The 13,777-nt window shown below is 73.4% G+C and carries 5 protein-coding genes; 1 reads left to right on the top strand and 4 read right to left on the bottom strand.

The features are described from left to right. Window positions 1-14: 14 nt before the first annotated feature. Window positions 15-1,406: a helix-turn-helix domain-containing protein gene (locus ACIRPP_RS22190; RefSeq protein ID WP_403645512.1), complete on the bottom strand. Its 1,392-nt coding sequence runs from the start codon at window positions 1,404-1,406 to the stop codon at window positions 15-17. Beyond that, entirely contained in the window at window positions 1,403-1,945 is a 543-nt protein-coding gene (locus ACIRPP_RS22185; protein ID WP_403645509.1) for a hypothetical protein, read from the bottom strand. The genes ACIRPP_RS22190 and ACIRPP_RS22185 overlap by 4 nt, the downstream gene beginning before the upstream one ends. A gap of 184 nt (window positions 1,946-2,129) precedes the next feature. On the opposite strand from ACIRPP_RS22185, the gene ACIRPP_RS22180 reads away from it, so the two are divergent. Further along, complete coding sequence (locus tag ACIRPP_RS22180) at window positions 2,130-3,137, top strand: LuxR C-terminal-related transcriptional regulator (RefSeq protein ID WP_403645506.1); 1,008 nt, start codon at window positions 2,130-2,132, stop codon at window positions 3,135-3,137. 34 nt (window positions 3,138-3,171) lie between these two features. Here ACIRPP_RS22180 and ACIRPP_RS22175 read toward each other — a convergent pair whose 3' ends face one another. Both ACIRPP_RS22175 and ACIRPP_RS22170 read right to left on the bottom strand, forming a co-directional pair. After that, window positions 3,172-3,975 carry a thioesterase II family protein gene (locus ACIRPP_RS22175; protein ID WP_403645503.1) on the bottom strand — a complete coding sequence of 268 codons (804 nt, stop codon included), beginning with the start codon at window positions 3,973-3,975 and terminating at the stop codon, window positions 3,172-3,174. Window positions 3,976-3,989: 14 nt separating this feature from the next. Continuing rightward, window positions 3,990-13,763: an amino acid adenylation domain-containing protein gene (locus tag ACIRPP_RS22170; RefSeq protein WP_403645500.1), complete on the bottom strand. Its 9,774-nt coding sequence runs from the start codon at window positions 13,761-13,763 to the stop codon at window positions 3,990-3,992. Window positions 13,764-13,777 lie beyond the last annotated feature (14 nt).

The following is a 13,777-nucleotide window of genomic DNA, read 5'->3' as shown; positions in this document are numbered from 1 at the left end:
CCGCCGGGTACGGGTCAGACGTGGGCGACGGCCGCCCGCGGAGCGCGCTCCCGGGCCGCGAGGACCGTGTGACGCACCAGGTTGAGGACCGAGACGGCGGTGCCGCCGCCCGGCAGCCGCTCCTCGCGGATCAGGCCCCGCAGCAGCAGGCCGTGCAGCGCCCGGACCACCTCCTGAGCAGGACGCCCGAGGAGGCGCTGCACCTCTTCCGTGGCCGACGGCTGACGCCGCAGGGCCAGCGCGGTCAGCACGCCGGACTGCGCCGGGCGCAGCCCTCCGACGGCACCACGGATCAGCGCCCCCAGGTCGGCCTCCCCCTCGGACTCCCCGGCGAAGACCGGTTCGAGCAGCGGCAGCGGGTTGTCCCGCGCCTTGTCCAGCAGCTGCTCGGGCGAGTACATCGGCAGCCAGCCCGCCGCGAGGTGGAGGGCGAGCGGGATGCCGTCCAGGAGCCGGCACAGCCCGGTCACCGCTTCCGTCACGGCCGCCGTCTGCTGCATCGCCGGGCGCGTGTAGGCGACGTGCGCCAGCATCAGCCGGACGGCGGGCGACGCCGCGCCCTGGCCCGGCTCCGCCCCCGGCGCGGCCAGGGGCAGCGGGGCGAGCGGCACGGCCCGCACGCCCAGGACGGGCAGCGGGGTCCGCATGGTGACGAGCACCTGGAGGTTGGTGCAGCAGGCGAGCAGGTGCAACAGCCGTCCGCCGTCGGCGACGGGGCCGTCGTAACCGTCGACCACCAGGAGGGTGCGGCGGTCACCGATCAGCCCGGCCAGTTCGTCCAGCGGGCCGTCGCCGCAGAGCCGGTCCAGCATCCACGACGTCAGCAGACTCGGCCCGTGGTCGGCCGCCGGTGCGCTTCCGCCCCCGGGCGCCCGGGCGGGGAGCCAGACGACCCGGCCGCCCCCTCTGGCGGCGTGGCGGTGCGCCACCGCCAGGGCGAGCAGGCTCTTGCCCGCCCCGGGCAGTCCGACGAGGGACAGGATGCGTTCCCGGCCCGCGAGGAGGGCGCCGGCCACCACGTCGAGTTCCCGCTCCCTGCCGACCAGCGGGTGCATCGCCGACGGCGGCGAGGCCGCGTCCTCCTCGTACATCTGCCGCAGGGTGGTGTCCACGGAGACCTGACCGGACGCCTGGTCGAGCAGGAACCGGTGGGAGCCCGTCAGACCGAGGGCCTCGGCCAGCAGGCGGGTCGTCTCCCTGCGGGGGCGGCTGGCCCGCCCCAGTTCCAGGTCCCGGATGGCCCGGACGCTGACGCCGGACGCCGCGGCGAGCTGCTCCTGGGTGAGACCGGCGCGTTTGCGGGCCAGTTGGAGCGCCCTGCCGTACTGCGTGGAACCGGCGGCCTCGGGATGCGTGCGCCGCGCCTGTGGCCGGTCCGGTCCCACTCCGTCCAGGCGTACCGTCATGCGGCGCCGCCGGCTGCCGCGGGGGACGGCCCGGCCGGCGAGCCCTCGGCACCCGGCCCGTTCCAGCCGATGTCCCCGAGCCGCACGGCCGGACGCTCGGCGTTCCAGCCGATGTCCCCCTGGAGCGCACCGGGCTTCGGCCCGTTCCAGCCGATGTCCCCGAGCCGCACGGCCGGACGCTCGGCGTTCCAGCCGATGTCCGCGTGGAGCGCGCCGCGCTTCGGGCCGTCCCAGCCGATGTCGCCGGGCCGGTGACCGCTCCCCGCACTGTTCCAGCCGATGTCCCCCTGCCGGGCGTCCCGCTTCGGGCCGTCCCAGCCGATGTCGGCGTGGAGCGCGTCCCGCTTCGGGCCGTCCCAGCCGATGTCGCCGGGCCGGTGACCGCTCCCCGCACTGTTCCAGCCGATGTCCTTCGCCGACACGCTCGTCTCCTGCCCGCTGCCGTCCGTGCCGAGCGATCCGCCGACGCCCGTGAGCAGGGCTCCGGACCCTGCCAGGAGCGCACCGGCCAGAGTGGCGGCGACCACGGTCCGCCGCACGGGGCGCACCGTCCCGCCCGTGGTGCGTGTTCCCCTGTCAGCAGCCTGAACCATCATGCGAATCACAGTCTCCCCCTGAGCACGCGGCAATGTTTTGTCCTCTGGAGGCTAGGTTTCGGTCAACTAGGATCACCACGGTGCGTAGGGGGCAGATTCCTGCACCGCAAAGATCTGAGGGAGACATATGGGGGCAGATCGACAGGAACCACCGCCGGAACTGTCGGAGGCGGCACTCGTCGTCTACGAGAGGGCTCTGCGGGAGCACGCCGTCGCCCATGACCCGGACGTACCGGAGCTGACCACTCTGGTCCGGTTCGGGCTGCTGGAGCCGGCACCCGGCGACCCGTCGGTCCTGCGGCCGGTGGACCCGCGGCTGGCGGAGGCCCGGCTCGCCTCGCAGTGGCGTACGGAAGCCTGGCAGCTGGAGCTTCAGGCCGCGGAAGTGGAGCACCGTCTCGCACCGGCGCTGCGGCTGTTCATGACCGAGGCCCAGCCCGAGAGCGCCGTGCCCGCCGTCGAGTACGTGCACGGCATGAGCGAGATCCGCGCCTTCATCGACCGGGTCACCGGCGAGGCCAGGGAGGAGATCCTCACCGCGCAGCCGGGCGGCGGGCGCCCGGCCACCGTGCTGCAGGCGGTGCTGCCGCTCACGCTGGAACGGCTGAACCGCGGGGTGGCCATGCGCACCCTGTACCAGCACCCGGCCCGCTTCAACGCGCCCACCCGGGCCTACGTCGAGGCCGTGACGGAGAGCGGCGGCGAAGTGCGCACGCTCGACGAGTTCTTCGAACGGCTCATCGTCATCGACCGGTCGGTCGCCATCCTGGCGACGGGTGAGGACCGCACCTCGGCCGTCGTCATCCACGACGAGGCGCTGGTGCGCTTCCTGACGGACGTCTTCGACCGCAACTGGCAGCGCGCGACGCCCTTCACGCCCGCGCGCACCGGGCACGCGCCCGCCGAGGTCATGCCCGACATCCACAACATGATCAAGCGGCTGCTGGTCGAGGGCCTGACCGATGCCGCCATCGCCCGCCGGATCGGCATCAGCGAGCGCACGTACCACACCCACCTGGCCCGCATCCGGGAGAGCATGGGCGCGCAGAGCCGCCTCCAGCTGGGCTACCTGCTCGCCAAGGAGGAGGCGGGCAGGGGCGAGACCGAGCCGGAGCCCCCGGAGCAGGCCGGCTGAGCCCGGCCCCGCCCCGGCGGGACACCGCCCCGGTTCAGCGTCCCTCGCACGCCGCCCGGACAGCGGCCAGCACCTCGTCGAGCCGGTCGTGCAGGTAGAAGTGCCCGCCGGGGAAGAGCCGCATCGCGTATCCGGCCGTCGTCAGGTCGCGCCACGCTGCGAGTCCGGCCGCCGGGGCACCGCGATCGGCGGCGCCGCCCAGCGCGGTGACGGGAACCCGCAGCGGCTCCCGCGGGGTGAACCGGTAGTCGTCGCACACGCGGTAGTCGGCGCGGAAGACGGGCAGCAGGAGCTGCATCATCTCCGCCGAGCGCAGCACGTCCCGGGGCGTGCCGCCCAGCGCGCGGATCCGCTCGACCAGTTCGTCGTCCCCGAGGGTCTCGGCCGCGGGCCGTTCCCGCCCGGCGGCCAGCGGGGGCGCGGTCATCCCGGAGACGACGAGGTGCGCGGGCGGGTTGCCGGCCGAGGACATGCGGTGGGCCACCTCGTAGGCGAGCAGAGCGCCCATGCTGTGCCCGAACAGCGCCCAGTGCCGGTCCCCGCGCTCGGCGAGGGCGGCACAGAGGCCGTCCGCGATGTCCTCCGCCGTGGTGAGCGCCTCCTCGCCGAAGCGGCCCTCGCGGCCGGGGAGCTGGACGGGCACCACGTCGATGCGGTCGCCCAAACGGCCCGCCCAGGAACGGTAGGCGGACGCTCCGGCGCCCGCGTGGGGGAGGCAGTAGAGCCGCAGCCGGAACGGGTCGGCGGTGCCGCTCCGCGGCGGGAACCACGCACTGCCGGCCGCGGGCCGGGCCGCGTCGGGGGTCGTTCGGCCGGGAGACCAGGTCGTCGTGATCACGGTGTGTTCGCTCCTCAGATCCGGCCGGAGGGGTGGGGTCGGCGGACGGCGTCCGGAGCCGGGCCCTCGCGGTCACCGGGTTCCGTCAGGGCCGTGGCGGGCGCCGACGATGCGGCGGGCGCCGGTGCTGCGGGTGCTGATGCCGCAGGTGCCGATGGGGCAGGTGCCGATGGTGCGGGTGCCGGGGCTGCGGTGTCCGCTGCCGACGGGGCCGCCGCCACCGGCTCCGGTCCCGGCGCCGGCGGAGCCGGGGCGTCGGCGGCGACCTGGGACAGCAGGGCCTCCGCCTCCTCGTCGGACAGGTGCTCGATCTCGGCCAGCAGCGCCTCGACCCCCGCGGCGTGGTCACCGTCCTTCCCGCCCGCGGGGGCGAGGGCGGCGATCTCGGCGGCCAGGGCCTCCACGACCGGCGTCTCGAACAGGGTGCGCAGCGGCAGCTGGACATCGAAGTCGGAACGGATGCGGGCGATCAGCTGCGTCGCCAGCAGGGAGTGTCCGCCCAGGTCGAAGAAGTCGTCGTCCAGACCGACCTGTTCCACCCCGAGCACCTCGGCGAAGAGGTCGGCGACCAGCCGCTCGTCGAGGGTGCGGGGCGCCCGGTACGCGGTGCGCTCGGCCTGGAGGCCGGGCTCGGGCAGCGCGGCCCGGTCCACCTTGCCGTTGGCCGTCAGCGGCATCTCGTCCAGGCACACCACCGCCGACGGCACCATCGCCTCCGGCAGCGTCCGCGCCAGCTCCTGACGGAGCCGCTCCGCACCGGCCGCCCCCGTCACGTAACCGACCAGACGCAGCTGACCCACCCCGTCGACCCGGGACACGACCACGGCATCGGTGACCTCGGGCAGGGCGCGCAGGGCGTTCTCGACCTCGCCGAGTTCGATGCGCTGGCCCCGGATCTTGACCTGGTGGTCCCGCCGGCCCAGGAACTCCAGCTCCCCGCCCGGCAAATACCGCACCACATCACCCGTGCGATACAGCCGCGCCCCCGGCACCGCCCCGAACGGATCCGGCACGAAGGCCGCCGCCGTCTTCACCGGATCGTCCAGATAACCGCGGCCCACACCGGCGCCGCCGACGAACAACTCCCCCCGCACACCCACCGGCACGGGACGCATCGCATCGTCCAGCACATACAGGCGGGTGTTGCGGACCGCCGAGCCGATCGGGACACGGTCGACCTCCGTGGTGAGGGTGGCATGGGTGACGTCGTCCGAGCACTCGGTCGGACCGTAGGCGTTGACGATCCCGATCCCCGGATACCGGGCGAACCAGCGCGCGCACAGATCCGGAGGCAGCGCCTCACCGGTCACCACCAGCTTGCGCAGATCCGCCAGCCCCGGCGCCGAACCCGCCACCGTGTCCCACGCGTCCAGCGCCGCCCGCAACAGGGACGGCACCACCTCCAGCACCGTGACCGCGTCCCGCTCGGCCCGCACGAACAGACCCGTCGCATCAAGGGCGGTCTCATCGCCATAGACGGCGGTGCGGCCGCCCACAACGAGTGCGGCCACCATCTGCCACACCGAGATGTCGAACGTCAGCGCCGCGTTCTGCACCACCACATCCGCGCCGGTCAACGCCAGGTCGTCCACCTTCGCCAGCAGGTGGTTGTTCATTCCCGCCCGGTGCACCATCGCACCCTTCGGCAGACCCGTCGAACCCGACGTGAACAGCACATACGCCAGATCGTCACCCGCACCCCGCAGCGGAACCAGCTCGTCCGGTGTATCCCCCGACCGCGGGCAGACCAGGACCTGCGGGCCGCTCTCGGTGGCGTCGGCAAGGACCCGGGCGGCATCGGCCAGGGCGGGCGGGGCGACGATCCATCGTGCGCCGCACGCCGACGTCATGTGCGCGTTGCGGGCAGCGGGGGCACGGAGGTCGAGGGGGACGTAGACGCCCCCGGCGCCCAGGACACCGAGCAGGGTGACCACGGCGTCGATACCCCGCTCACCGTGGTAGACCACCCGGTCGTCCAGCCCGACACCCGCCGCGAGCAGCGCACCCGACAGGCGGCTCGCCCGCCCCGTCAACTCGGCGTAAGTGACCGCGCCTTCGTCATCGGTGACGGCCACCGCGTCCGGACGGGACACGGCCAGTTCGCGCACCCTGCCCACGAGGCACGTCAGTTCATCGGTGCGGTCGGTCGCGTTCCAGGTGTGGAGCAGCAGTTCACGCTCCGCCTCCGACACCTCGGTCAGCTCACGCACCGGCCGCGCCGGGTCGTCGGCCGCCGCACGGCACGCCCGCAGGACATCGTCCAGCACCGCCCGGGCCGTCGCCTCGAAGAACAGATCGGTGCTGTACTCCAGGGCCAGCGACAGACCGCCGTCCTCCGCCTCCTCGGCCACCAGCATCAGGTCGAACTTCGCCGTGGTCTCCTCAAGAGCCAGCTGTTCCAGCCCCACCCCGCTCGGACCGCTCACCTGGTGCGGTGCGTTCTGGAAGGCCAGCATCACCTGGAAGAGCGGGTTGCGGGAGCGGTCGCGGTCGGGGACCAGCTCCTGCACCAGCCGCTCGAACGGCACGTCCTGGTGCGACAGCGCCTCCACCGCCGTACCGCCCACCCGGCCCACGAGGTCCAGGAAGGATTCCTCACTGGAGATCCGTGTACGCAGCGGCAGGGTGTTGACGAAGAAGCCGATCAGCTCCTCCGTCTCCACCCGGGACCGGTTGGCCACCGGCACACCGATCACCACGTCGTCCTGACCCGCCCGCCGCGACAACACCGCCGACAACACCGACTGCACGACACCGAACAGCGTCGCCCCCTGCTCCCGGGCCACGCCCGCCAGCCGGCTGACGACGTCGGCGTCCAGCACCGCCGCCAACTGCGTGCCCCGGTAACTGGGCACCGCCGGCCGCGGCCGGTCCGTCGGCAGGTCCAACGCGGGCGGGGCACCCTTCAACGCCTGACGCCAGTACGCCAGCTGCTCCTCCAGGACGTCTCCGGAGAGCCAGTCGCGCTGCCACGCCGCGTAATCGGCGTACTGCACGGCAAGCCCGGGCAGTTCCCGGCCGTCGTAGGCGGCCTGGAGGTCCCGCAGCAGGACCCCGACCGACCAGCCGTCCGAGACGATGTGGTGCATCGACAGGGCGAGCACATGCTCGTCCGCACGCACCCGCATGACGACCACGCGCATCAGCGGGCCGTCCACCAGGTCGAACGGCAACCGCGCGACCTCGTGCGCCACCCCCAGCGCCGCCGCGCCCGGATCCACCGCCCCGGAGAGGTCCCGGATCTCGACGCCGACGGCGGGCTCCTCGCCCACGATCTGCACCGGACCCGCGGCCTGCTCCTCGAACCGGGTCCGCAGCACCTCGTGCCGGGCCGCCACCGCGAGCAGCGCACCCCGCAACCGCTCCACGTCCAGCTCCCCCGTCAACCGGACGGCGGCGGGGACGTTGTAGAACGCACTGTCCGGGTCGAGTTGATGCAGGAACCACATCCGCTGCTGCGCGAACGACAGCGGAAGGGGCCCCGCACGCTCCACCCTGCGCAGCTCCGGCAGCGCATCGACGCACTTCGCCGCCATCACCGACGCCGACACCCCCGCGACATCCGACGCCTCGAACAACGCACGCAACGGCAGCTGCACGTCGAACTCGGAACGGATGCGGGCGATCAGCTGCGTCGCCAGCAGGGAGTGCCCGCCCAGGTCGAAGAAGTCGTCGTCCAGACCGACCTGCTCCACCCCCAGCACCTCGGCGAACAGCCCCGCGACCCGACGCTCCACGTCAGTCACCGGCGCCCGGTACACCGCCTGACCCGAACCGAACTCCGGCTCGGGCAGCGCCGCCCGGTCCACCTTGCCGTTCGCCGTCAACGGCATGGCGTCGAGGCGGATCAGCACCGAGGGGATCATCGCCTCGGGGAGCGCACGCGTGAGTCCGGCCCGGATGTCGGCGGTGTCGACACCGCCCACGACGTATCCGACGAGCGCGGTCGTCCCCGAGGGGTGGGGACGGTCCAGGACGACGGCGTCGGTGACCTCGGGCAGGGCGCGCAGGGCGTTCTCGACCTCGCCGAGTTCGATGCGCTGGCCCCGGATCTTGACCTGGTGGTCCCGCCGGCCCAGGAACTCCAGCTCCCCGCCCGGCAGATACCGCACCACATCACCCGTGCGATACAGCCGCGCCCCCGGCACCGCCCCGAACGGATCCGGCACGAAGGCCGCCGCCGTCTTCACCGGATCGTCCAGATAACCGCGGCCCACACCGGCGCCGCCGACGAACAACTCCCCCCGCACACCCACCGGCACGGGACGCATCGCATCGTCCAGCAGATACAGGCGGGTGTTGCGGACGGCCGAGCCGATCGGGACGCGGTCGACCTCAGTAGTGAGGGTGGCGTGGGTGACGTCGTCCGAGCACTCGGTCGGACCGTAGGCGTTGACGATCCCGATCCCCGGATACCGGGCGAACCAGCGCGCGCACAGGTCCGGAGGCAGCGCTTCACCGGTCACCACCAGCTTGCGCAGATCCGCCAGCCCCGGCGCGGAGCCGGCCACCGTGTCCCACGCGTCCAGCGCCGCCCGCAACAGGGACGGCACCACCTCCAGCACCGTCACCGCATCCCGCTCGGCCCGCACGAACAGACCCGTCGCATCCAACGCCGTCTCGTCGCCGTAGACGGCCGTGCGGCCGCCCACAACGAGTGCGGCCACCATCTGCCACACCGAGATGTCGAACGTCAGCGCCGCGTTCTGCACCACCACATCCGCGCCGGTCAACGCCAGGTCGTCCACCTTCGCCAACAGGTGGTTGTTCATCCCCGCCCGGTGCACCATCGCACCCTTCGGCAGACCCGTCGAACCCGACGTGAACAACACATACGCCAGATCGTCACCCGCACCCGGGACCGGCGGACCGTCCACCGCACCACCGTCCTGGGGGCAGAGCACGACCTCCGGACGAGCATCCGTGGCCCCGGCCAGTGCGCGCGCGGCGTCCGCCGTGCCCGGTTCCGCCACGATCCATCGTGCGCCGCACGCCGAGGTCATGTGAGCGTTGCGGGCAGCGGGGGCGCGCAGGTCGAGGGGGACGTAGACGCCACCCGCGCCGAGAACTCCCAGCAGGGTGACCACGGCGTCGATACCCCGCTCACCGTGATAGACCACCCGGTCGTCCAGCCCGACACCCGCCGCGAGCAGCGCACCCGACAATCGCCCGGCCCGCCCGGCCAGTTCGGCGTATGTCACTTCACCGCGGTCGTCGCTGACGGCGACCGCGTCCGGCTGCTCCGCGGCGAGCTGCCGCACGCGCGTGACGAGGCAGTCCAGCCGGTCTGTGCGGTCGGTCGCGTTCCAGGTGTGGAGCAGCAGTTCACGCTCCGCCTCCGACACCTCGGTCAGCTCACGCACCGGCCGCGCAGGATCGGCAATCGCCGCACGGCACGCCCGCAGCACGTCGTCCAGCACCGCCCGGGCCGTCGCCTCGAAGAACAGATCGGTGCTGTACTCCAAGGTCAGCGACAGCCCGCCGTCGTCCGCCTCCTCGGCGACCAGCATCAGGTCGAACTTCGCCGTCCCGTCGCTCACCGGGAGATGCGTCATCTCCACACCGTCGAGGCGCTGTTCGACGGTCGGCGCGTTCTGGAGGGCGCACATCACCTGGAAGAGGGGGTTGCGGGAGCGGTCGCGGTCGGGGACCAGCTCCTGCACCAGCCGCTCGAACGGCACGTCCTGGTGCGACAGCGCCTCCACCGCCGTACCGCCCACCCGGCCCACCAGGTCCAGGAACGACTCCTCCCCCGACACCCGCGTGCGCAGCGGCAACGTGTTGACGAAGAAGCCGATCAGCTCCTCCGTCTCCACCCGGGACCGGTTGGCCACCGGCACACCGATCACCACGTCGTCCTGACTCGCCCGCCGTGACAACACCGCTGCAAGCACCGACTGGATCGCACCGAAGAGCGTCGCTCCCTGCTCCCGGGCCACGCCCGCCAGCCGGCCCACCGCATCGGCGTCCAGGGCCGCCGTCAACTGGGCACCCCGGTAACTGGGCACCGCCGGCCGCGGCCTGTCCGTCGGCAGATCCAGTGCCGGCGGGGCGCCCTGCAACGCCTCACGCCAGTACCCGAGCTGCTCCTGAAGCACCTCCCCCGACAGCCACTCCCGCTGCCACGCCGCGTAGTCCGCGTACTGCACCGCGAGGGCCGGCAACTCCTGTCCTCCGTACGCGGCCTGGATCTCGCGCAGCAGGATTCCGACCGACCAGCCGTCCGAGACGATGTGGTGCATCGACAGGGCCAATACGTGCTCCGTGTCGCCGGTCCGCATCAGCACGACCCGCATCAGCGGGCCGTCCACCAGGTCGAACGGCAACCGCGCGACCTCGTGCGCCACCCCCAGCGCCGCCGCGTCCGGATCCACCGCCCCGGAGAGGTCCCGCACCTCGAAGCCGACGGCGGGCTCCTCGTCCACCACCTGCACCGGACCGGTGTCGACCGCCTCGAACCGGGTCCGCAGCACCTCGTGCCGGGCCGCCACCGCGAGCAGCGCACCCCGCAACCGCTCCACATCCAGCGCACCCGTCAACCGGACCGCCGCCGGAACGTTGTACGAGGAACCGTCCGGGTCGAGCTGGTGCAGGAACCACATCCGCTGCTGCGCGAACGACAGCGGAAGGGGCCCCGCACGCTCCACCCGGCGCAGCTCCGGCAGCGCATCGACGCGCTTCGCCGCCATCACCGACGCCGACACCCCCGCGACATCCGACGCCTCGAACAACGCACGCAACGGCAGCTGCACGTCGAACTCGGAACGGATGCGGGCGATCAGCTGCGTCGCCAGCAGGGAGTGCCCGCCCAGGTCGAAGAAGTCGTCGTCCAGACCGACCTGTTCCGCCACGAGCACCTCAGCGAACAGTGCCGCTACCCGACGCTCCACGTCAGTCTCCGGCGCCCGGTACACCGCCTGACCCGAACCGAACTCCGGCTCGGGCAGCGCCGCCCGGTCCACCTTGCCGTTCGCCGTCAACGGCAGCACGTCCAGGCTCACCACCACCGACGGCACCATCGCCTCAGGCAGCGTCCGCGCCAGCTCCTGGCGGACCCGCTCCGCACCGGCCGCCCCCGTCACGTAACCGACCAGACGCAGCTGACCCGCCCCGTCGGTCCGGGACACGACCACGGCATCGGTCACCTCGGGGACGGCGCGCAGGGCGTTCTCGACCTCGCCGAGCTCGATGCGCTGACCCCGGATCTTGACCTGGTGGTCCCGCCGGCCCAGGAACTCCAGCTCCCCGCCCGGCAGATACCGCACCACATCACCCGTGCGGTACAGCCGCGCCCCCGGCACCGCACCGAACGGATCCGGCACGAAGGCCTCCGCCGTCTTCACCGGATCGCCGAGGTAGCCCCAGGCGACCTGGACGCCTCCGATGAAGAGTTCGCCCGGCACGCCCACCGGCACGGGCACCATGCGCTCGTCCAGGACGTACAGGCAGGTGCCCGCGATGGGGCGGCCCGCCGGGATGCCGGGACGGTCGGGCACGGCGTCGCCGGGGGTGAGGGTGTGGACGGCGCAGCCGACGACGGTCTCGGTGGGGCCGTACTCGTTGACGACGGTCGCCGCGGGTGCCAGCGCGCGGAACTGATCCACCAGCACGGGGGACAGGGCCTCCCCGCCGACGACGAAGCAGGCGTCCAGGTCGGCGAGTCCGCCCTCGGGGAGGAGCCGGCACAGGGCCTGGAGGTGGGAGGGGGTCAGCTTGACGAGGGTGGGCCGGGCCGGGCCGGTCAGGACGGACACCAGGCCGTCCAGGGGGTCGGCCTCGTCGACGAGGTGGATGGTGCCGCCCGCGGTCAGCGGCAGCCACAGGCTGGTCACCGTGAGGTCGAAGGCGACGCTCGAGTGCACCGGCGCCACGGGGGCGCGGCCGGGGCTGTAGGCGTCGGCGGCCCAGCGCAGGTAGTTGGCGAGACCGCGGTGGGGCACGACGACGCCCTTGGGCCGGCCGGTCGATCCGGACGTGTAGAGGACGTAGGCGGTGTCGCCCGCGCCGGGAGTCCGGGGGGCGGGCTGCCCGGGGAGGGCGTCGACGTCGACGACGGGGGTGCCGCCCGCGATGTCGGCGGCCCGCTCGCCGGTGGCGACGAGGGCGGTGGCACCGGCGTCGCGGAGCAGGGCGGCGAGGCGTTCCGTCGGCTGGGTCGCGTCGAGCGCCAGGTAGGAGGCGCCGCACTTCCAGGCGCCGAGGAGGGCGGCGACGAGGTCCACGGAGCGGGGCAGCAGGACGCCCACCACCTGGCCGGGGCGCACGCCCGCGGCGAGCAGAGCGGCGGCGACGCGGCCCGCCCGGCGGTCCAGCTCGGCGTAGGTGACCCGGGTGTCGCCCTCGACGGCGGCGGTGTCGTCCCCGGCGGCGGCGACCTGCCGGTGGAACAGGTCGAGCGCGTTGGTGTCGCCGTCGACGGCGGGGCCGCCGCGCGACCAGCCGGACAGGCGCACCTGGTCCTCCACGGACACGCAGGTCAGGCTGCGCAGGGCGCGGTCGGGGTGGTGGACGGCGTTGGTGGCGAGGGCGAGCACCGCGTCGAGCAGCCGTTCGGCGGTCTGCTCGGTGAACAGTTCGGTGCTGTACTCGAGGGTGAGTCCGGCGCCCTGGCCCGGGGTGTCCGCGACGAACAGGGTGAGGTCGAACTTGGCGGTGGCGTTGGGCACGTCGAACCGTTCGGCCCGCAGACCGGGGGCGAGGTCGAAGCCCTGCGGCATGTTCTCCTCGGCGACCATCGCCTGGAACAGGGGCGGTGCCGTGCGGTCCGTGCCGTGACCGAGGGCCTGGACGACGTCGCGGAACGGCACGTCGGCGTGGTCGAGGGCGGTGGCGAGCCGGGTGCGGACCTCGCCGAGCAGGGTGCGGAAGCCCTGGGCGCGGTCGATCCCGGTGCGGACGACGAGGGTGTTGGCGAAGAAGCCGATGAGGTCCTCGGTGTTCGCGTGGCGGCGTCCGGCGGCGGGGACGCCGATCCGGACCTCGCTCTGCCCGCTGTAGCGGGACAGGGTGGCGGCGAACGCGGCGTGCAGCGCGGCGAACAGGCTGGTCCCCTGGGAGGCGGCGAGTTCGCGGAGCCGCCGGGTGAGGTGTTCGGGCAGCCGGCCGGTGACGCGGTCGCCGCCGCGGGCCGGGCGGGCGGGCCGCGGGTGGTCGGTGGGCAGGTCGAGGGCCAGGTCGTCGGCCAGGTCGGCGCGCCAGTGGTCCAGTTGGCGGGCGGCGACACCGCCGGCCAGCCAGTCGCGGTGCCAGACGGCGAAGTCGGCGTACTGCAGCGCGGGCGCGGGCAGCGCGTCCGCGCCGTGCCGGTAGAGGGCGCTCAGTTCGGCGGCGATGACGCCGGTGGACCAGCCGTCGGTCACGATGTGGTGCAGGGCGAGGAGCAGCACGTGGTCGTCGTCGGCGAGGCGGTAGAGGACCGGTCGCAGCAGCGGGCCCGCCGCGAGGTCGAAGGGGGCGAAGGCGCGGGCGGCGCTGTGGTCGCGGCACGCCTCCTCGGCGGCCTCGCGGGGGAGATGGTCGAGGGAGACGTGTTCCATGCGCCAGGCCGGTGCGGGGTGGATGAACTGGGACACCTCCCCGTCGGCCGTGCCGAAGGTGGTGCGCAGGATCTCGTGGCGTTCGCCGAGCAGCCGTACGGCCTCCTCCAGGGCGGCCGGGTCGAGCGGGCCGGTCAGGCGCACGGCGAGGGGGACGTGGTAGGCGCTCGACGTGGGCTCCAGCTCGCTCAGCAGCCACAGGCCGAGCTGGCTCGGGGAGGCAGGCATGACATAGACCTGGTCTGTGGGCATGGGGTTCCTCGCTG

Origin of the sequence: Streptomyces sp. NPDC101219, from assembly GCF_044767675.1 — a bacterium.
Taxonomy (GTDB): Bacteria; Actinomycetota; Actinomycetes; order Streptomycetales; family Streptomycetaceae; genus Streptomyces.
Note: the sequence above shows the minus strand (reverse complement) of the source record. Positions and strands in the feature narration are given on the sequence as shown.